The following is a 21009-nucleotide window of genomic DNA, read 5'->3' on the forward strand; positions in this document are numbered from 1 at the left end:
AATTGGTAATTGGATAATTTTCTTCTTTCTTCTTTCTTCTTTCTTCTTCCTCCTGAACTCCTGAACTCCTGACTCCTGACTCCTGACTCCTGACTGACTAATATTCAACCAGTGAGATAATAGGGACATCAGGTAAATGTTTCCGTCCTTGCAAATCTTGTAGTTCGATGATAAACCCAAACCCCACAAGTTCACAGTCAATCTTTTGTACCAACTTTGCTGTTGCACTAGCAGTACCACCAGTAGCAATCAAATCATCCACAATTAAAACTTTGCAACCTGGGTTTAAAGCATCCTGATGTACTTCTAATGTATCCGTACCATATTCTAGTTGATATTCAATAGAGTGAACCGCTGCTGGTAATTTCCCTTTTTTGCGAACAGGAATAAACCCCGCACCTAATTTATAAGCCACAGGCGCACCAAAAATGAACCCCCGCGACTCCATGCCGATAATATAATCCACCTGAAGTTCAATTTCTGAACATTTTTGTGCTAAAAGGTCAATAGTGTATCGCAATCCCGCTGGGTCGCTTAATAGAGTAGTGACATCTCGAAATAAAATTCCCGGCTTAGGAAAATCTGGTATATCACGAATCAGAGATTTTAAATCCATATTTGTGAGTAGTTAGTGGTCTATAGAGAAACAAAGGATAAGCGGCGAAAAATTTCCCCAATCCCTGCCAAATCCTACCCTATAATGTCATAACCTAGAGACTAACGCCGCAGGGCGGAAGTCAAAAGTCAAAAGTCAAAAGTCAAACCGAATACGGTACAGGCTTTCGGGATATTTATCATGGTTGGTTTATTTACGCCTTTGTGTACTAAGTAGGTGAGCGTTGAAAATTGTCGTTATGGCAAGGCAAAAGGCAAGAGGCAAGAGTGAAGAGGGTTTGGGCGATTTTACATTTCTTTACACAGTTTGGTTTTATTGTGTTCACCTACTTACTAGTACCGCAAAGTGCAAGTCAAAAGTCGAAAATTAAAAGTCAAAAGTCAAAAATCATAGGTCGTCATGTATATAATTGAACTGCCATATCGCGCCAGCGATTAGCCATGAGAGGTTAATATCAATCACTTTATTGGAAACGCATAAGGTATTTTTTAGAATGAATGTCTCCGCTAGTATCCCATCTTTAAACAGCCCAAACGCCCAGGGAACGCCGATGATTTTGGATACTTTACCAGATCCAGCGATCGCAGGCCAAGTATGTCCAGCCAGAACTAGATTGCAAATAGATTTAATGTTACTAGCCATTGAAGCCTTAGAACTAGGCGGTTCTGAAGCCATTTTATCCTTTGCGGAAGAATTAGACCTCCAAGGAATCATCAAAAATCGGGTAAACCTTTGGCGAATGCGAGCCTCTAACCCTATGAGGAGAGCGCATAGTCGCCGTCCCTTAGATATTTTAGAAGCCAAAGCTCTAGTAGTCATTGCTTGTTACATCGCTCGGCGGTTAACAGTCGTTATTCGGCAATTACTAACCATATATCAACAATTAGCCCAAAAGCAGATTCCCCCAGAACAAAATTTAAGATTAGCTAATTACCTAGAAAGGTTTAGAACCCACTTTAAAAGTCGGATGAATTCCCGGCGTTCCGGTGTCCTAGCATTAACCTCTGATGAAAAATTAGATGAACTAGCTATAGACTTATTAGGAAAATTACTATTTTGCACAGGTACGGCGGGAATGCAGCGATACTGGATTTCTCTTTTTGACGGTGAAGTAGAGTAAATAAAATGAATATCCAACGTAAATATAGTTTACCTAATTGCACCCTGCTCCTAGAAGGGTTGAGTGACATGACACGGACAGTTAACTTTCAAGAACTCCGTCCCGAACTATCCATATTAGTGAATGCAGAATGCCATTTATCTAATTATGATCAACCTATAAGTGGAGGTAGGGAATTTTTTGAAAGCTTAGTTAGAGCGGTTAGTGCTTACGCTCAAGAAGTTTTAAGCAATATACCCAATCCCCAAGGCAAAAAATTTGAACATCAAAATTCAGAGTTAGTTGAATTACAAAAAATTGACAGCAACAGACACAAATTAATTGTTCACTCCGAAATCACAGCAGACAATCAAGGGGGAAACAACAACCCCGGACAACCGCTGCAAATCGTCCTCAACACAGTCCAATTATTTGATTTAGTTGAAGCCGTAGATCAGTTTTTTGCTGATAGCCAGACTTTACCAGAATTATCCCTAGAACTACACCCAGTTCATCGCAGTTATGGTGGTTCTAGTCAAACCTTGCTTAAACAGGCAATCCCCGCTACCGTCGGCGTATCCAGCCTCGCCGTAGCCGCCGTAGCCTTTAGTTTAATTCCTGCACCCCAACTCCGTCCACCTCAAGTCAAACCAGAAATACAGTCCAGTACTTCCACTCCCACAGCGTCAGTATCACCCTCAATTACACCCACAGCAGCAGCCACCCCTACAACCACACCCACAGCATCAGAAACCCCCGTTACCAAGGATTTGGAAGCACTTTTAAAGACAGTTCCAGAAATAACAGATCCATCTCAATTACGGGCATTAAATCGCCAAGTTTACAATCAAATTCATCCAGCTTGGACAAATCGCTCAGGATTACCAGAGGATTTAGTGTATCGTTTAGGTGTCGCTGCCGATGGTAGTGTCGTTGGTTATAAAGCAGTAAATCAGAAAGCTAGTGACGCAATCGAGAAAACACCACTGCCTAAACTACTTTATAATCCTGCTAATCGCGTCCCTAATGAACCTATTGCTCAATTCAAAGTCGTATTTACCCAAAAAGGGTTTCTAGAAATTAGTCCCTGGTTAGGATACGCTAAAACACCAGAAGTAACTGGCGAAAAAATTACTGATACCAGTAAAATTAAGGATTTAAATCAAAAGCTGTATAGTACAATTCGTCAAAATTGGAGTGTTACTCCTACCTTTGCTAAGGATTTAAAATATCGAGTAGCGGTGAATAAAGAAGGCGTAATAGCTGACTATGAACCACTTAATCAAGTTGCTTTTGATCATTTCCGGGAAACTCCTCTACCTCAGATGTTTCAATCAGTTTATGGCTCAAATGTAGCTGCACCTGATAATAAACAACCTCTAGCTCATTTTCAGGTAGTATTTACACCCAAGGGAGAATTAAAAGTTATGTATTGGAAGGGATACAAATAATTGTCAGTTGTCAGTTGTTTGGGGAAAAATTTTTTTCTTCTTCCTCCTGACTCCTGACTCCTAACCCATGACTTACGTTACGCTGCGCTATCACGGAAAGATTTTTCCAGTTATGATATTCAAAATTTTGGCAAATTTTTTCATATTAGTAATTATAGCTGTTTGGGTAGTGGCGATCGCTCTAATTTCTGTCCAAAATGCTACTCCTGTATCTTTACAGTTTTTGGTTTTTCAATCCATACAAATTCCCTTTGGGTTAATGTTAGCTTTTAGTGTGTCTGTCGGTTTATTAGGTACAGCCGTTTTGCAGCCTCTCTGGGGGTTGGGAGAGTCTCAATCTAGAATAGATGAAGATGCAGAGTTTTTTGTTGATGATGAGGATTTCTAGTAGGGGCGGGGTTTCCCCGCCCTCAATTGTATTAAATCCGAATAATAAGTAGGTTGGCGTTGAAAATTGTCGTTATGGCAAGGCAAAAGGCAAGAGGCAAGAGGCAAGAGTGAAGAGGGTTTGGGCGATTTTACGTTTCTTTACACAGTTTGGTTTTATTGTGTTCACCTACTTAGTCAGCCAATTCCAATTAATTAATGTTCATGACGATTTAACCAAGTTACTAACTCCCGGTTCGCCCATTTAAAATCGAGTTACAAAAAAGCTGAACGATTTAATCAGGGTTTTCGGCTTTGATAAAAATGTACTACCCTACAGACTTTATGCGTCCATATCATAAGGGACTTCCAAGAAATAAATTATCCTGATTAACGAACCACGGAGGCGCAGAGGACACAGAGGAATAAGGGTTTGAGAGATTTTTGCGTTAGGTGGTTTATCGGTTGTCAAGAGATTGCTTCCTTTCACTCGCAATGACAACTCATGCAGCACAGGTTTATTAGAGACTTCCAATCAAAAAAATATCCCAAAATTTCTTGTGGTGCGGGACGAATTGCCCGCTAATCATCAAGGACGGGCAGGACTTGTGCTACAAACGTTGTCAAAACTCACGATTTTATCAAATTTAAAAGGGTTTCTCATGCAAAGAGGAAAAGAGATTTTTTATTAGTCGGTTTAAACCGACTTTTGCTTTTAGACAGGGAATTTATTCCCTGGCTATTAATAAGGATCAGAATCAAACCTTCCCCGTTTCACACTTCTGAGATAATAACCCCGTGATGGTAATTTATTTAAGTCGAAAGTATCACCTCTAGGAACTCGCCAGATTTTGTAATCGTGATAGGTGAGAGGAGTCCCCTTTTCACAAATTTCTGGGAGATGATCTCCTAAGACAAAATAGGCTGAACCTTTACCCACAACTTTAGCAATACCATATTTATCAACTAGTAAAGATGTTTGTTCACTAATTGCTATCCCTAACGCTTTTGAAGATACACCATCTTGAATTTGTCGGGCAATAAAAACCATAATTCTTCCCATTCTTTTGCGTTCATCAAAGTGGGTATCAATGATAGTTCCGCGCAAATATTTCCACTGGAAAAAATTATAGGTAAAGGTAATATTCCCGTAAGGATCATCAAGGGCTTCATGAGTTTCAATACTATCTTCACAAGCACAGGAATCATAAACATATTCACTTTGAATCATCGCCCCGGCACTTGTACCCCCAATCGCACCGCCTTTATCGTAAACTGACTTGATAGCAACTTCTAATTTAGTGTTTTTCCAGTGGCGAATATATTCACATTGATCACCACCCGCAAAGAAAATTACGCCAGCATTTCTGACTTTATCAAAAATATCGGTTCTGTTCGCTTCTTGACGATTACGAATGATGAGAGTTTCTACATATTTGACACCTCTCATGGAATAAATTAACTGATTGTAATCATCATTACCAGCAGCCCGAATGACTAAAACATTAACTTTATTGTCGCTGTAACTACCACCCCTGACTTGATTAATCATCCATTGGATAGCGTCATCAACATCAGGACCACCTCCACCTAAGTTATGAACAGGACCAGCTAATTTAGGGAGTTTATAAGCTGGTTTGGCGGTGGGAGTCTGACTATCGGCGATGATATCCTCAAAGAACCGTTTTAACTTGGCTGTTAAACGATCTAGGATACGATTTATCATCTTCAATAAGCTGTTTTTTGCATTATGCAAACGCTTGGATGTATTTAGGAATGCCTTTATCATATTAAAATCTTGTCAAGCAAACAGCAATCATTTCTAACTTTCGCATTGTCCAAGGCTAAATTCCTAGCGTACAGGGTTTGTAGTGTTTTTTTATGGCAAATTATCAGAGTAATCTTTGATTCTCGTTACCAGACAATTTCTGCTCGTTCTTGCACTACTCTTTTATAAACCATTTCTGTTTGCTTACCTAATTTTGTCCAGCTAAATCTTTTTTCTAAATCTGCATAAGCGTTATTTACCAACCATTGACAATAATCTGGGTTTTTCAAAACTTCTAATATTCCCCAAGCTACAGAGTCCGAGTCGTTTACCCAAGTGGTAATTCCCGTTTTTGTGTGTTGAACTACTTCTGGTAAACCACCAGTATCGGAAACTATGACTGGTACGCGAGAGGCAAAACTTTCTAAGGCAACTATACCAAAGGGTTCATAAAGACTGGGAAAAACTGCACAGTCAGCAATGGTTTGAAATTTATCCAAGTATTCATCAGTCAGAAACCCAGTAAAGTAACACTTATGCCAAATTCCCAAATCCCAAGCTTGACGTTTAAGATGGTCAGTATTACCACCACCGACAATGACAAATTTAACATTACCTTCCATTTCCCATAGTACCTTGGGGGCGGCATTAAGTAATATGGGTACGCCTTTTTCATAGGTCATGCGACCAAGATAATACACAATTTTTTCATAATCTGCGGCAAATCGTCGCCGAAAATCTTGAGCATGAAAATCTTGATGATGTATTTTCTTTTCTGGGCGGATACCATTATAGATTACGTCAATTTTATCATTACTAATATGTAGTGTTTGGATCATTTGCTGACGCATATATTCACTACAAACAATGACTCGCCAAGCATTGTGAGCTAGTGCATATTCTTTATCATGAATATAGCGTTGGGTATCATTATGAATGCCGTTATAGCGTCCATGTTCGGTGGCGTGAATTGTGGCAATGAGGGGAATTTTAAAGGTATGCTTGAGAGCGATCGCTGCATCTCCAACTAACCAATCATGGGCATGAATCAGATCAAATGGATCTTTGTCGGTCAACAACTGACCACCATGTTTTCCCATGCTCTCATTTAAGTTTACCACCCAGTGGAAAAAATCGTTACTAGCAGGTACTGGGACACGATGGATATGAATTCCTTCAACCACCTCATACAAGGATGCTGGACCGAATTCTGGCGTGATTAGGTGGATATCATGACCTAGCTTGATTAATTCCGGGTACAACTCAGCAACGTGACGAGCAATTCCGCCAACTATTCTCGGTGGAAATTCCCAACTCAGCACTAATATCTTCATTTGACTCCCCGATGATTGACAAAAATCTCAAAAGTTTAAAAACTATAATTATCTCAAAAAAAAAAGGGAACAGGGAACAGGGAACAGGGAACAGAGAACATTTTGCCATAATATTCAAAAATATAGAACTCATATTTGATTCTTGAAAAAAATTAGGTATTGTAGGGTGCGTCAGACTGCATAAATTGTATCAATAAACAGATTTGTAATATCTGACGCACCCTACGTATCTTTTCATAAATCAAATATTATTGCTATATGTTTCATTTCTTATACATAGCAATCTTATGAATTTTTTTTGTTCAAACTCCTGACTGGGCGCAGGCCCTGCGCCCCTACCTCCTGACTCCTTAAATTAAGTTACAAGAACTTGATACAGCTTGTTTAAGTAAAACTGCATATTCTTCACTACTAATATGATAAGCGCCAAATCTAGCTAAATGAGGATTCATCATTTGTGCGTCAAATAGTCTAAATTTCTGTTGACGCAATCTTTCCACTAACTTGACCATTGCTACCTTAGAACCTTCGGAAATGTTGAAAAACATGGATTCACCAATAAAAGCACCACCAATGACAATTCCCAAAATTCCTCCAGCTAATTTATCACCAAACCAAGTTTCAAAACTATAAGCGCAACCATTTTGGTAAAGTAACTCATAAATCTTGACTAATTCTGGAGAAATCCAAGTTGTGTCGCGGTTAGCACAGCCAGCAACCACTCCTAAAAAGTCCCGGTTAATGGCGACTGTAAACCTTTTTTGGTTAATGACGCGCTGTAATGACTTAGGATAGCGAAAGCGTTCATCCAAAGGGATTAGAGTCCGTTCCTTACTTCCATACCATCCCAGGTTATTACTTTCATCAGACATGAGAAAATAACCTTGAGCATAACCCCGAACAATAGCAGCAACATCATATTCCATTATCTTCTTCTAAGATTACCCTAGCAAACAAATTCTATATAAAATATACAAAAATGACTTCAGTAATTCCATCTATTACCTTACCTCCTTCGGAAAATCCCCAGCAAGAAGGTGAATGGTTACAACAAAACCTGTTACATTGGCTTGATGAAGAGTTTATTCCTGAAGCAATCAATCAAAATATTGCCCAGCGGGCATCACAGATTTTTGTGAGACAACGCATGGAGGGAGAAAATGATTTAGGTTCTCTGGTAATTGCTATTGTTACAGAGATGCAATCATTTGATTTTTCTAAAAGTTTTTTTGGAGAGTTTGCGATCGCCAACGCCGTTAGCGATCTACTCTTAGATAGCCTGGGAATTGATTATTGTTGTGGACAATAATAACTTGGTCATTGGTCATTGGTAATAGGGAACAGGGAACAGGGAACAGGGAACAGGGAACAGGGAACAGGGAATAGGGGGATATTGATATTTCTCTTGCCTCTTGCCTCTTGCCTCTTGCCTCTTGCCTCCTTCTACTGACCACTGACCATTGACAACTAACTCTACCAGCTAGACTTAACAACACCAGGTAAAAGACCTTCGTGGGCCCATTCCCGGAGTACGTTCCGAGACAAGCCGAAATCACGGTAAACGCCTCTAGGACGACCAGTTAACCAGCAACGGTTGTGCTTACGAGTAGGCGCACTGTTACGGGGTAATTGTTGAATTTTACGGTGAACTTCTAACTTCAGCAACGGAGATTCTGCTGTTCTAAACTCTTCTAATAGTGCTTCTCGCTTTTCAGCATACTTAGCTACCATTTTGGCGCGTTTCTTCTCGCGCTCAATCATACTCTTTTTCGCCATGAATTCCCTAATCTAATGAAAGACAGCATTCTCTATTCTACACCTTTATTGGCAATAATAGAGAAATTGGTAATAAAGTAAGTAGGGTTTGCTGAAAAAGTTGTCTGTGAGGGCTAGGAGTCAGGAGTCAGGAGTCAGAATACACAATAAAATCAAACTGTGTAAAAAAACGTAAAATCGCTGAAAACTTCTTTACTCTTGCCTCTTGCCTCTTGCCTCTTGCCTCTTGCCTCTTGCCTCTTGCCTCTTGCCTCTTGCCTCTTGCCAAGAAATAAATTATCCTGATTAACGAACCACAGAGGCGCAGAGGACACAGAGGAATAAGGGTTTGAGAGATTTTTGCGTTAGGTGGTTGAGTATTTTTTTATTTGGAAGTCCCTTACCAAGAATGTAAAGCCCGTAACTGAGGTGTTTTTTTGACTTGATGGGCTTGCATTCTCGTGAGGACATCATCTAAGATGCCTACGGCTTCAATAATATAATCACCCTTATTGAGCATGACACATTCTGCCCGTTCTGACATGGCAGCATCAGTAATTTCTGCCCGTGACGGCATTCCGTGTTTAACAAGATTTTCTAAGACTTGAGTTGCCCAAATTACGGGGATATGGGCAGCTTCACATAACCATAGTATTTCTTCTTGAATTTCTGCCAGCCGTTGATAACCAATTTCCAGCGCCAAATCTCCTCTGGCAATCATAATTCCAAAGGGTTGTTTCCCGGCGGCTTGAATAATTAATTCTGGCAAATTACTCACTGCTAAGGGTGTTTCTATTTTGGCAACTATGGCAGGTGTAGGAGAATTTTCTGGTAATCTTGTCGCTAATTCTTGTTGCAAAAGTTGAATATCTGCGGGTGTTTGCACATAGGAATAACCGATAATATCAACTTGATTGGCATGGGTGGTGATAAAATCTAAATCTTCTTGATCTTTTGTGGTTAAAGAACTCAAATGTAATTCAGTGTCAGGAAAATTAATGCCTTTTTCTGGTAATATTTTCTCACCTTTGAGACGGGCATGGGTAATTTTTAACCACACTCCCTCAGATGTAATTGACTCTACACAAGCACCAATCCGTCCATCATCAATCCAAACCATTGTACCAATTGTCAGTTGTTTTAATACTTCGGGAATTGTGCAAGTGGCTTGAAAAAAGGCAGAATCAATAGTCGTGGGTAACTCATGGGTAAGGAGAAGAGATTCACCTTTAAATATTCGTTGTTTGGGACTGGGGGTAAGAACAGATTTAATTCTGGTTTTGGGACCACTCAAATCCATGAGAATTTTACAAGAAGATTCTAATTCTAATTCTAATTCTGCTTGTTTGACATTGTTAATCATTGCTAACCATTCAACCGGGGTATCATGGGCGCAATTAATTCTTACACAGTTTGTTCCTTGCCCAATGATATCCCGCAGGAATTCGTAATTGGTAGCGGCTGCATTGGGTAACGTTACCATGATTCTGACGCGACGGTTATCGAGGGTGTTGCCAAATAAATCTTCGGTATTTTGTTGAAGTAAGCGATCGCCTACAAAAAATGCGTCCAAAGGTGGATGTATAATTACAGAATCATTATCTGTGCGACAAACTGCCTGTAAGGTGGCAATCACCGCATCTAAAGTCGGTAAAACCTTAGCTTCTATCCTCCCCAATGAGGACAAGCCCCAAGGCATTAAAGCCGCTTGCAGTTGTCGCAAATCGTGTCTTCTCAGTGCCAGATAATAGGCAAGATTGAGACTACTATTAATAAAAGATTGTCGGTGAATTTGCTTTTTCCATCTTTGAAATATTTCTTTTCCTTCCTCATCAACAGATTGACGAAGTTCCTGTAATGTGGTAAGCAAAATACAAGGATCAGATAAATCCAACTCTATATTAGTAGACTGCATATTAATAAATTCAACTCCACTAATTTAAAAATCTTTTTTTAACGAACCACTTCAGGCACAGAGGTCACAGAGAGAAGAAAAATTCTTGACTGAATTGTATTGGACTATAACGGACATTTAAATTCACTTTTTACCTACTGTTAACTAATCCTTTCAAAAAAGTAAAAATCTTGAAAAATTCTCTCCTAACCTCTTTCCTCTGTGTCCTCTGTGCCTCTGTGGTTAGATAAATTATTTTCAAACCACTTCAGACACAGAAAGCGCAGATTTTTGATTTACCTATTAGAGGGTGTTTGAAAAGTTATGGTTGATGTATCAAATATTTTTTACCCCACCCTAACCCTCCCCTTAGTAAGGGGAGGGAACTGGATTTTTCTTGTTTCCCCCCTTTATAAGGGGGGACTAAGGGGGGTAACAATGTGATAAAAATTACGGGATACGACTTTTCAAACATCCTCTTAGGGACTTCCAAGAAATAAATTATCCTGATTAACGAACCACAGAGGCGCAGAGGACACAGAGGAATAAGGGTTTGAGAGATTTTTGCGTTAGGTGGTTGAGTATTTTTTTATTTGGAAGTCCCTTAGTTATTTCCCTGTTTCTGCTTTCGCAATTTCTAACATTGTCTTAATCACAGAATCAGGGTTGAGACTAATAGAATCTATACCTTGTTCAACTAAAAAACGAGCAAATTCTGGATAATCGCTGGGTGCTTGTCCACAAATACCAATTTTGCGACCATTTTGTTTAACAGTAGTTATGGCTTTGGCAATTATTCTTTTAACAGCTTCGTTGCGTTCATCAAATAAATGTGCCACTAATTCAGAATCTCGATCTAATCCTAATGTTAATTGGGTTAAATCATTAGAACCAATGGAGAAACCATCAAAGACTTGGCTAAATTCATCAGCTAATAAAACGTTACTTGGTAACTCGCACATAACGTAAACTTCTAAGCCATTTTCGCCTTTAACTAAGCCATTTTTTGCCATTTCTGCTAATACTCGTTTTCCTTCTTCGGGAGTGCGACAAAAGGGAACCATGAGAATCATATTGGTTAAACCCATTTCTTCTCTTACCCGTTTCATAGCTTGACATTCTAATGCAAAACCTTCACGATAACGAGGATCATAATAACGGGAAGCACCACGCCAACCAAGCATGGGATTTTCTTCTTTGGGTTCAAATTGTCTACCACCTAAAAGGTTTGCATATTCGTTACTTTTGAAATCTGATAATCGGACAATTACAGGTTTGGGATAAAATGCTGCGGCTATTGTACCTATACCTTGCGCCAATTTAGCAATAAAGAATTCGGCTTTATCTTCATATTGGGCTGTTAATTCAGTAATTTTATATTTGGCAAGTTCATCTTCTAATTCGTCAAAATGTAATAATGCTAAAGGATGGGCTTTAATATGATTAGCAATGATAAATTCCATTCTGGCTAAACCAACACCATCATTAGGAATTGCGGTTAAACCTAAAGCTTCTTCAGGATTACCCACATTCATCATTATTTTGGTGCGGGTTCGCGGTAAGTTATCTAATGGTAATTCTTGAATTTCAAAGTTTAACAAACCTGAGTAAACTTGACCTGTTTCCCCTTCTGCACAACTAACAGTAATCTCTTGTCCTGTTTGTAATATTTCTGTTGCATTTCCACAACCAACTAATGCAGGAATACCCATTTCTCTGGCAATAATTGCTGCGTGACAGTTACAAACAACTACAGGAGTATATTTATCTGTAAAAACCAGATAATTATGATGATCCGCAACAGTTATATTATAAACTTCAGCGTCTACTGCATCTGCAACTTTAATAACTCGTTGCATCCGAATATTACCTTGCAGAAGTTGTTCAAATTGACCTATTTCACGGAGTTGTTTATCAGAAATTAGGAGATTTTTATCTTTTCTAAGTTTGATTTGTCCTGTAACATTGTCACCAAATAGTTGATTAGTAGCAAAGAATCGGGTTTGAATAACTCGTGGATTAATATCTCCTTTGACTCGTTGGGTATATTCTAAAATTTGCTCTAATTTTTCTACAATTTGGACATTGTAGATATGACGATTTCTGGTAACTTGAGGAACAGTATTGATTTTCAAACAAGCAATAATGACAGCTTGTAGTAAGTTCTCTTCAGAGATATAGATGTTAATGCGATTATTAGCATAGCAACCATCACCATCAATCACACCTCCTAAAAAGTAATAAGCAACTTCTGAAGTGTTTTCCAGGAGAATTTGAGTAATTTGTTGTTCTTTTTGTTTTAAGTCATAAGCTATAGCTTTAGAATAAATACGATAAGCTGTAGCTTGTCCTTTTACCTGTTTTCCTCGGATGTAACCTGAAGATACTGCTTTCTCACAAGGAGTAAAAGATTTACCATAAACAGCATTCATTTTGTCATTCATAGTAGCTATGAATGCTTGTTTTTCTGGTAAACATTTTTGAATAAACTGGACTTCCCCATGAGTTCGACTAGTGTAAATTGAACCGTCTGTGATGATTCCCCCAATCAGATAAGCTAAATCAGCTTCTTGATTTTTGTTGTCACCTAATGTGGGAATATTCTGAGATACAAGCACCATTTCCTGAGTATCTAACATTTCTTGAATCTCAGTTTTGGTATATTCACCATTCCGCAAGTTGACCATTTTATGATCAGGAGTTAATCGCAGGATATTATCTGTGACTCTCCCAGTTTGAGATACACTCACACCAATTGTTTTAGATGTCCGTTTCATAGCATCTGTAATGGGTTTCCATTCCATTTGATGGGTTTTGGTGTTGAGGGCTAAAGTTGATAATCCTTGATATCCTTGTTCATAAATCTGCTGAATGGTCATAAAACCTTGATTGGTGAGAATTTTTGTCTCTCCATCAAAACAAGTCCGTCCCCCAGAGTTAGTGACAATAGCACTAGCTTTTTTCATAATCGGTTCCCAGTCGGGGTCTGTGCGGTTAGTAACTAACACTTCTCCGGCTTGGAAGAGATGAATTTCCGGCACATCTAGAATTACTCTAGCTTTACCTTGACCGATCATTTCGCCAACGCTGCGACCTGTTAATAAAACTTTGCTTTTTTCTTGGAGTTGATAACTTCTGAGAACGGTTTTTGATTTTTGTGATTGAACTGTTTCTGGTCTAGCTTGGACGATAAATAACTCACCAGTTATCCCATCTTTTGCCCATTCAATATCCATTGGGGTGGATATTCCCCGAACTTGGGAATAATGATCTTCAATGATACAAGTCCATTCCGCTAGTTGGAGGATTTCTTGATCATTTAGGGCAAATTGATGACGTTCAAGTTGAGGAACGGAAATATTTTTGGTTAATTTTGATCCGCCTAGATCATAAACCATTTTAATTTCTTTTGTTCCCAACCGCTTTTGGAGAATGGGTTTATATCCTTTTTTTAAAGTTGGTTTAAATACTAAATATTCATCTGGGTTAACTGCACCTTGAACGATGTTTTCACCCAAACCGTAAGCAGCGGTAATTAAAGCGGCATTTTGAAACCCTGTTTCTGTGTCAATGGAAAACATGACTCCAGAAGATGCTAAATCAGAACGTACCATTTTTTGGACACCGACTGATAAGGCTACTTCAAAATGATCGAAACCTCTTATTTGTCGGTAGGAAATTGCCCTGTCTGTGAAAATAGAGGCAAAGCATTTATGGCAAGATTCTAATACACCTTTGATACCATGAACATTCAGGTAGGTTTCCTGTTGTCCCGCAAAACTAGCATCTGGTAAGTCTTCGGCTGTGGCACTAGAACGAACAGCTACATCAGTATTAATACCGCATTCTTCACAAAGATTTTGATAGGATTTAGCGATCGCTTCCTGTAATTCTAGCGGAAATGGGGTTTCTAACATCAATGATCTGGCTTGTTTGCCACATTCTTGCAAATTATCCATATCTTCGACATCTAAATCTGCAAAAATCTTCCTCAGTTTTGCCTCTAACCCAGCCGCAGTAATGAAGTATCTATAAGCATAAGCCGTAGTCGCAAATCCCGTGGGAACTTTTACCCCTTGAGAACTTAGCTGTTGAATCATTTCGCCTAAAGAGGCATTTTTACCACCTACTAGGGGAATATCCGCAATTCCTACGGTATTAAAGGGTAATACTAAAGCTTCTTGTGTAATTTGGCTATTTTCTTGGTTGCGTTTAATTTCCAACATATTCTGAGATTCCTTAAATAGCTACTGTTATTTAATTCAGAACCCATTCTGTTTATGCACGGACAGTTTAAAGATGTTGCGAGGATATAGAGGAGGGGACGGGATTTACTACCAGATGTCTCATCCATTTATGATTACTCTAGTTTAGAGTGTAAATAAATATAGAGGCAATATAGCGAAATATTACGTAATATATTGTTCTTGCAAATATTCTCACAATCCCCCCATCCTTGAGAGTTAAAATTCAGGAATGTACATAAGAAGTTTTATTTTATCTCAATTCATTACATGACTACATTTAGCCAACCGCTTGCAAAGAAGGACTTAAAACTATTATGCCTCAATGCCCTTGTTGTTCCGATTCACTCTTACACCATATTCGTGGTACTGAATCTTATTGGTTTTGCCGCAGTTGTTGGCAAGAAATGCCTGTATTAACCCAACGTCATACCGCTGAAGTCCCAAGACCCATTTTAGCAAAGTTAACTAAAAAAATCGCCCCCCCAGAATATCGTCTTGGTTCTTATTGTTTAATTCAACCAAATTCTTTTCAATCAAGATTAGAGGGAAAATTCTCTCGCTAAAGCTGGAATATAATTTATTTATTACCAAATAAAATTTCAAGAATGATTGTAGCTTGCTTCCCGAAGGGTACGCAGATGAACGCAGATGAACGCAGATGAATTAATGGATTTATTAGTTTTTACAATATCTATGTTCTACTGTTATTTATTACCAAATCTGACTTAAATCTAAAACAAATCCGGGTAATAAATTCTCACCAGTTAATGTTTGGGGATTGTCTAATTCTTCAACTGCACAATTGGGACGATAAATAAATACTTTCCGTTGTTTTCTATCAATTAACCATCCTAATTGTGTACCATTATCTATATATTCTTGCATCTTTTCTTGCAGAATCTTTAAATTATCAGTTTCTGAACGCAATTCAATAATAAACTCAGGACAAATAGGAGCAAATTTTTTCCTTTGTTCTGCTGGTATTGCTTCCCATTTTGCGCGGTTTATCCAAGCTGCGTCAGGAGAACGCACTGCACCATTAGGTAAGGTAAAACCACCACTAGAACCAAATCCTACTCCTGTACGATTTTGCTTTGTCCAAACACCTAATTCACCGATTAAATTAAAATTACGTCCACCTGTTTCTGAATCTGTAGGAGACATAAGAGACTTCCAAATAAAAAAATGTCCCAAAACTAACGCAAAAACCCTCCCTATTTCTTCTCTCTCTGTGTTCTCTGTGCCTCTGTGGTTCGTTTGTTCATTTATTTATTGGGATAATTTATTTCCTGGAAGTCCCTAATTAATAAATCTCCAAGATGGTTACGTTCAATTCTCAAATCACGGTTTAACTGACAGAAATTAAAAAATTGATCATCATTCATGATGATATTGGGTTGCATTTTTAAAACCATTGGTAAGAAAAACATTGTTGCGTATCGTATAAGGGTTTAGCAATGCTAAACCCCTACATGATTTTAAAATTCTCCAGCTAATGCGGGAATACAACGTTCACACAGTAAAGGATGTTCTGCTGATTCACCCACATGGGGAGAATAGTTCCAACAGCGATCGCATTTCTGATATGATTTTCCATCATGTTCATAGTCTGCGGCATTAACTACCCCAATATCCCAATTATCTTCACCTTGAACTCGCAGGGTTTTCAATCCTTTTAATGTCTCAGGAGTATCTAATAATTGCACATTGGAAGTTAGGAACAAATACCGTAATTCATCAATTCCATTACCGCTAACATTCAAAGGTTCGATAGCAGTGCGTAATTTTTCATCACTCAGATAAATCAATGCAATAGCTTCTAGAGAAGAACCAATTAACTTTTCTGTCCGCGCTTGTTCTAAAACCTTATTAACATCACCACGAATCCGTCGCAGTGTTTTCCAAAATTCCGCTAATTCAGGATTATCCCATTTATCATCCACTTGCACCCAACCAGCTTGGAAAACTGATTTATATTGGGTTTCGTAGGGGATAAATTGCCAGATATCCTCCGCAGTATGACACAAAACAGGGGCGATCGCTCTGGCTAAATTCTCCAAAGCAATTTGCAAAACCGTTTGACAACTACGACGACGGAAAGCATCAGCAGAACTGATATATAATCTATCCTTCGCAACGTCTAAATAAAAGTTCGACAAATCCACAACGCAGAAATTCTGCACAGTTTGAAAAAAGCGGAAAAACTGGAAACTATCAAAAGCGTCCGTCACCTCATTAAACACCTCACGAATGCGGTGCAGCATATATTTATCCAAATCTGGTAAATCATCAAAAGCTACAGCATCCTTCTGAGGATCAAAATCATGCAAACTCCCCAATAAAAACCGCGCTGTGTTGCGAATCTTATTTCTTACATCAGCTAATTGCTTGATGATGTTACCACCCAGACGCACATCACCAGAATAATCAACCGAAGAAACCCACAACCGCAAAACATCCGCACCATAAGCAGGTTGTTGTTTTTGGTTAGTCCCACCTTGAATCATCAATTGAGGATCTACCACATTCCCCACAGATTTGCTCATTTTCCGGCCATTTTCATCCAAGACGAAACCATGAGTTAACACAGTTTTATAAGGTGCAATGCCATTAACCGCCACACTGGTTAACAAAGAAGATTGAAACCAACCCCGATGTTGGTCAGAACCTTCCAAATACATATCAGCAGGGTAGCGTAACTCCGGTCTTTGCTTGGCCACAGCCGCCCAAGATGAACCAGAATCAAACCAGACATCCATTGTATCTGTACCCCGGCGGTAAGTCTTGCCATTATGACGATATGTTTCCGGTAATAACTCCTCTACCGACAACTCCCACCAAGCATCAGAACCCTTTTCGGCAAAAATAGCTTGAACGTGGTTAATCGTGTCCGCATTCAGCAAAACTTCCCCAGTCGCTTCATCATAAAACACCGGAATCGGTACACCCCAAGAACGTTGACGAGAAATACACCAATCGGATCTTTCTGCTATCATCGGCGTGATGCGGTTCTCACCTTGTGCGGGAATCCACCGCACAGATGAAATAGCCTTTAAAGCCTCCTCCCGAAAACCAGCCACAGAAGCAAACCATTGTTCAGTAGCGCGGAAAATCGTCGGTTTCTTAGTTCTCCAATCATAAGGATACTTGTGAGGATAAGCTTCCTCCTTCAACAGAGAACCAGCCTCGCTTAAAGCATCAATAATCGCTTGATTACCCTCACCCAAAACATTCAAGCCAGAAAACTTACCAGCCTCATCCGTAAAATTCCCACTATCATCAACAGGAGCAAGAATCGGCAAACCGTAACGCTGACCAACAATGTAGTCCTCTTGACCATGACCAGGAGCAGTATGCACCAACCCAGTCCCCGACTCAGTAGTGATATAATCACCACCAACCACCACCAGACTTTCACGGTCAAAAAGAGGATGACGATAAGTAGTACCTTCCAAATCCTGACCAGAGAATTTAGCCTTTACCGTTAACTCACAATCCAAAACCCCAGCCAACCTATCTACCAACTCAGCCGCCACAATCAGATATCTGCATTCTCTCCGCGCCTCTGCGTCTCTGCGTGAAACCTCCACCACCGCATATTCCAACGTACCATTCACAGCCACAGCCAAATTACCGGGGATAGTCCAAGGAGTAGTAGTCCACACAGCCACACCCAAATCAGGCAAGAAGCCATCCAAACTAGCTTTTAACCCTTCAGCAACCTTCACCACCGGAAAAGCGGCGTAAATACTGCGGGAAACGTGACCTTCAGGGTATTCTAACTCTGCTTCTGCTAAAGCGGTTTTAGAACTAGGACTCCAATGTACAGGCTTTAAACCGCGATAAATATAACCTTTGAGGAACATTTCCCCAAATACGCCAATTTGCGCGGCTTCGTATTCCGGTTTTAAGGTTAAATAAGGATTTTCCCAATCACCCCAAATCCCATAGCGTTTAAAGCTTTCTCGTTGTTCGTCTACGGTCTTCAGTGCGAACTCTTTGGCTTTTTGACGCAATTGCAAAGGAGTGAGATTTTGCCGTTCTGCCTGTTTCATATTTTGCAGAACTTTTAACTCAATAGGCAACCCGTGACAATCCCAACCAGGAACGTAGCGAATTTTACGACCTTGGAGCAAATGGTAGCGGTTAATAATATCTTTGAGAATCTTATTTAAAGCATGACCAATATGCAACTGGCCGTTAGCATAGGGGGGTCCATCGTGCAGTATAAATAATTCGCCGGGGTTGTTTTCTGCCAGTTGAGAATAAATGTTGTTTTCTGCCCAGAATTTTTGGATTTCGGGTTCGCGCTTGATTGCGTTTGCCCGCATATCGAAGTTAGTCTTGGGTAAGTTGACGGTATCTTTGTATTTTCCAGTTTCGGTCACAGGTTCATGCCTAAATGTAGGTGTGCAGGTTATCCGATCAATTATAAGAGATGGTATGATTGTAGGCTAAATGAACTGTGGAATATGAGATCGTCTTGATAAAGATATTAAGCGTGCGTCTTATTTCATTTTCCATTTTCACTTTATTGCTCCGTCTTCACAAGCTTGATAACATGACCCATATATTGAGAAAGCAACTCCATTGAATGAGTAGCTAATATAAATTGAACTTGACTACCTTTTGTTAACTCAAGTAATGCGTGAATAAGTTGACGTTGCCATTTTACATTTAAGGATATTTCTGGCTCATCAATAATAAAAATTGTTGCTTTATCTCTTGCAGTCAGAGTGTTACAAAAAAGTAATAAAAGTTGTTTTTCTCCTGAAGATAGTTTTTCAGGAGATAATTCTAGATTTTCATCAGTAAATATTTTGATTCCATCTCTGACATGAAGCTTTATATATTTATCATGGAAAAATTTATTGATGGTACTTTCAAACGTAGTTAATAACTTTTGTGTATCTTGTAGTGCATCAAATCTTGCCGATACACTATCCAAATATGGTTTTAAAACACTCGATACAAGTGTAGATTTTCCTTTTGAATTTGATTCCAATATATTAACAATATTTTGACTATCCAATGGTGACATTAAGCCAAATCGAGAAAAATCTTTACTACGATTGTCTGCATTTATTAAGTCTTTAATTAATATTTCAAGTGGTTTTGGCAATTCTTCTATAACTTCTTTTTCTGAATTTTGAAGAATTTCAGTAATAATTTCTTCATAGACGTTGTGTACATTTGCTTCTCCTTGACTTGTCCCTGTTAATGTTTGATCACTAATCCATTTTTGAGTTCTTTTAATGGATGTTTTTAAAACTATATCTCTGTTAATTAAAGAATAATCATCTAATACATCAAAGCTTGATGAAGTAGTTCTTCTTCTTGAGAATAAAAATTCTCTATGTTTTTCATATAAATCATTATCATCATCATCTGGTAAGATATCACTTTTTAAGATTCTATCATCACCTAAAAAGAACATATTTAATTGAAGTTCTGTTAATTTCTCACAAAATTTATCACTTGGCAAGTGTTGTTTTCGTTTATCATATTCATAGTCCATTAGTTCATCAAAAATACTAATTTTATTCTGAAAAATTTGCAATTGAAATGAACCAACTAACTCTGAATTACCTCGACTAGCAATAAAACTATTACCATCAGCAAGAATTAACGAAAATTTGCTAAAAGGAATTTGGGTTAAAAATTTACGATGTCCAGGATGTGGTGATAGCAAATGAAATAAAAGCTTTAAAATCGTGGTTTTACCAGAACCATTATCTCCATAAAGGATCATGAGAGAAGAGTCTACTTCATTATGAGTATCTTTTTTTGATAATGTATAATTATATCTACCAAAAAGTTGCTCTACCTCAATACTTACAATGGAAAGGGGAGGACTATTGGTTTTAATATCAATCATCTGCATAACTGTTTCACTTTCCTAACGAACGAATAGATTGATTACATCAAAGGCTTTGATTCTTACTTATATTACTACAATTATACTAAAAAATAGTGGTTCTACCGCTCCTTTTATAATATTTTCGGAAAAATACGGCTTAAACCCTTATCTTGATTAGATTTGAGGCTTTAATACTCTTCAAAATAGGCGAACTCGGAGCAGTAGAACCATAATTTCCTCCCCCGCACCCCACATCATGTCATACATACCTTGACGCACAGCGCGATGAAAACTGGAATATTCCCAATCCTTTGGTGCTGTTACCAAACCATGTTTCACAGGATTATAATGAATATATTCAACGTGATTTTGAAAATCTATTTCATCTCTAATTAAATGTTCCCAAAAACGATGTTGCCATATAGCGCGTTGTTTTTTGTTTTTTCTAGATATAGATATATTTTCTGGTGAAATAGTTTCACATTTACGACTCAAATAACTTTTAATTAACCGCCAACGGGTAGAAAAATCATGATCATTTTCAGGTAAAGTCCAAATACAGTGGAGATGATCAGGTAAAATAACAACAGCAGCTATAATAAATGGATGTTTCTGCATT

15 protein-coding genes and 1 pseudogene are annotated in these 21009 nt (G+C 38.6%); 5 read left to right on the plus strand and 11 right to left on the minus strand.

Features of this window, described 5'->3' with window-relative positions:
- Positions 1–97: 97 nt before the first annotated feature.
- Positions 98–616, minus strand: a complete 519-nt coding sequence (locus FJR37_RS18510) for an adenine phosphoribosyltransferase (protein WP_027404117.1) — start codon at positions 614–616, stop codon at positions 98–100.
- A gap of 493 nt (positions 617–1109) precedes the next feature.
- On the opposite strand from FJR37_RS18510, the gene FJR37_RS18515 reads away from it, so the two are divergent.
- From FJR37_RS18515 to FJR37_RS18525, 3 genes are all read left to right on the plus strand, one after another.
- Positions 1110–1736 (plus strand): DUF3038 domain-containing protein, encoded by a 627-nt coding sequence (locus tag FJR37_RS18515; protein ID WP_039200887.1) that lies wholly within the window; start codon positions 1110–1112, stop codon positions 1734–1736.
- A 5-nt stretch (positions 1737–1741) separates the two neighbouring features.
- A complete protein-coding gene (locus FJR37_RS18520; protein ID WP_168466770.1) occupies positions 1742–3166 on the plus strand; it encodes a DUF4335 domain-containing protein in 1425 nt (474 codons plus the stop codon).
- Between the two features lie 112 nt (positions 3167–3278).
- Positions 3279–3554 (plus strand): DUF1049 domain-containing protein, encoded by a 276-nt coding sequence (locus FJR37_RS18525; RefSeq protein WP_039200891.1) that lies wholly within the window; start codon positions 3279–3281, stop codon positions 3552–3554.
- A gap of 720 nt (positions 3555–4274) precedes the next feature.
- Here the strand turns inward: FJR37_RS18525 and FJR37_RS18530 are convergent.
- From FJR37_RS18530 to aat, 3 genes are all read right to left on the minus strand, one after another.
- Positions 4275–5321, minus strand: a complete 1047-nt coding sequence (locus FJR37_RS18530) for a cyanophycinase (RefSeq protein ID WP_174763451.1) — start codon at positions 5319–5321, stop codon at positions 4275–4277.
- Between the two features lie 125 nt (positions 5322–5446).
- Entirely contained in the window at positions 5447–6634 is a 1188-nt protein-coding gene (locus FJR37_RS18535; protein WP_168466771.1) for a glycosyltransferase family 4 protein, read from the minus strand.
- A gap of 350 nt (positions 6635–6984) precedes the next feature.
- Positions 6985–7560 carry a leucyl/phenylalanyl-tRNA--protein transferase gene (aat, locus tag FJR37_RS18540; protein WP_168466772.1) on the minus strand — a complete coding sequence of 192 codons (576 nt, stop codon included), beginning with the start codon at positions 7558–7560 and terminating at the stop codon, positions 6985–6987.
- 53 nt (positions 7561–7613) lie between these two features.
- Here aat and FJR37_RS18545 point away from each other — a divergent pair, with 53 nt between their 5' ends.
- The gene (locus tag FJR37_RS18545) at positions 7614–7943 is read left to right on the plus strand and encodes a hypothetical protein (RefSeq protein ID WP_096666770.1); all 330 of its coding nucleotides are present in this window, start codon (positions 7614–7616) and stop codon (positions 7941–7943) included.
- 164 nt (positions 7944–8107) lie between these two features.
- On the opposite strand, the gene rpsN is transcribed toward FJR37_RS18545, so the two are convergent.
- From rpsN to ppsA, 3 genes are all read right to left on the minus strand, one after another.
- Positions 8108–8410 carry a 30S ribosomal protein S14 gene (rpsN, locus tag FJR37_RS18550; protein ID WP_027404105.1) on the minus strand — a complete coding sequence of 101 codons (303 nt, stop codon included), beginning with the start codon at positions 8408–8410 and terminating at the stop codon, positions 8108–8110.
- A gap of 379 nt (positions 8411–8789) precedes the next feature.
- Positions 8790–10304: a pyruvate kinase gene (locus FJR37_RS18555; protein WP_168466773.1), complete on the minus strand. Its 1515-nt coding sequence runs from the start codon at positions 10302–10304 to the stop codon at positions 8790–8792.
- 587 nt (positions 10305–10891) lie between these two features.
- Positions 10892–14509: a phosphoenolpyruvate synthase gene (gene ppsA, locus FJR37_RS18560; protein ID WP_168466774.1), complete on the minus strand. Its 3618-nt coding sequence runs from the start codon at positions 14507–14509 to the stop codon at positions 10892–10894.
- 335 nt (positions 14510–14844) lie between these two features.
- Here ppsA and FJR37_RS18565 point away from each other — a divergent pair, with 335 nt between their 5' ends.
- The gene (locus tag FJR37_RS18565; protein WP_039204343.1) at positions 14845–15093 is read left to right on the plus strand and encodes a hypothetical protein; all 249 of its coding nucleotides are present in this window, start codon (positions 14845–14847) and stop codon (positions 15091–15093) included.
- A gap of 148 nt (positions 15094–15241) precedes the next feature.
- Here FJR37_RS18565 and FJR37_RS27785 read toward each other — a convergent pair.
- The 4 genes and pseudogenes from FJR37_RS27785 to FJR37_RS18585 all read right to left on the minus strand — a co-directional run.
- Positions 15242–15960, minus strand: a pseudogene (locus FJR37_RS27785) (Uma2 family endonuclease).
- 48 nt (positions 15961–16008) lie between these two features.
- Positions 16009–18918 carry an isoleucine--tRNA ligase gene (gene ileS, locus FJR37_RS18575; RefSeq protein WP_168466775.1) on the minus strand — a complete coding sequence of 970 codons (2910 nt, stop codon included), beginning with the start codon at positions 18916–18918 and terminating at the stop codon, positions 16009–16011.
- A 143-nt stretch (positions 18919–19061) separates the two neighbouring features.
- Positions 19062–20414 (minus strand): AAA family ATPase, encoded by a 1353-nt coding sequence (locus tag FJR37_RS18580; protein ID WP_081981455.1) that lies wholly within the window; start codon positions 20412–20414, stop codon positions 19062–19064.
- A gap of 174 nt (positions 20415–20588) precedes the next feature.
- On the minus strand, positions 20589–21009 hold a 421-nt coding region (locus tag FJR37_RS18585; RefSeq protein WP_168466776.1), incomplete at its 5' end, for a transposase.

This window comes from Aphanizomenon sp. UHCC 0183 (assembly GCF_009712065.1).
Lineage (GTDB): Bacteria > Cyanobacteriota > Cyanobacteriia > Cyanobacteriales > Nostocaceae > Dolichospermum > Dolichospermum heterosporum.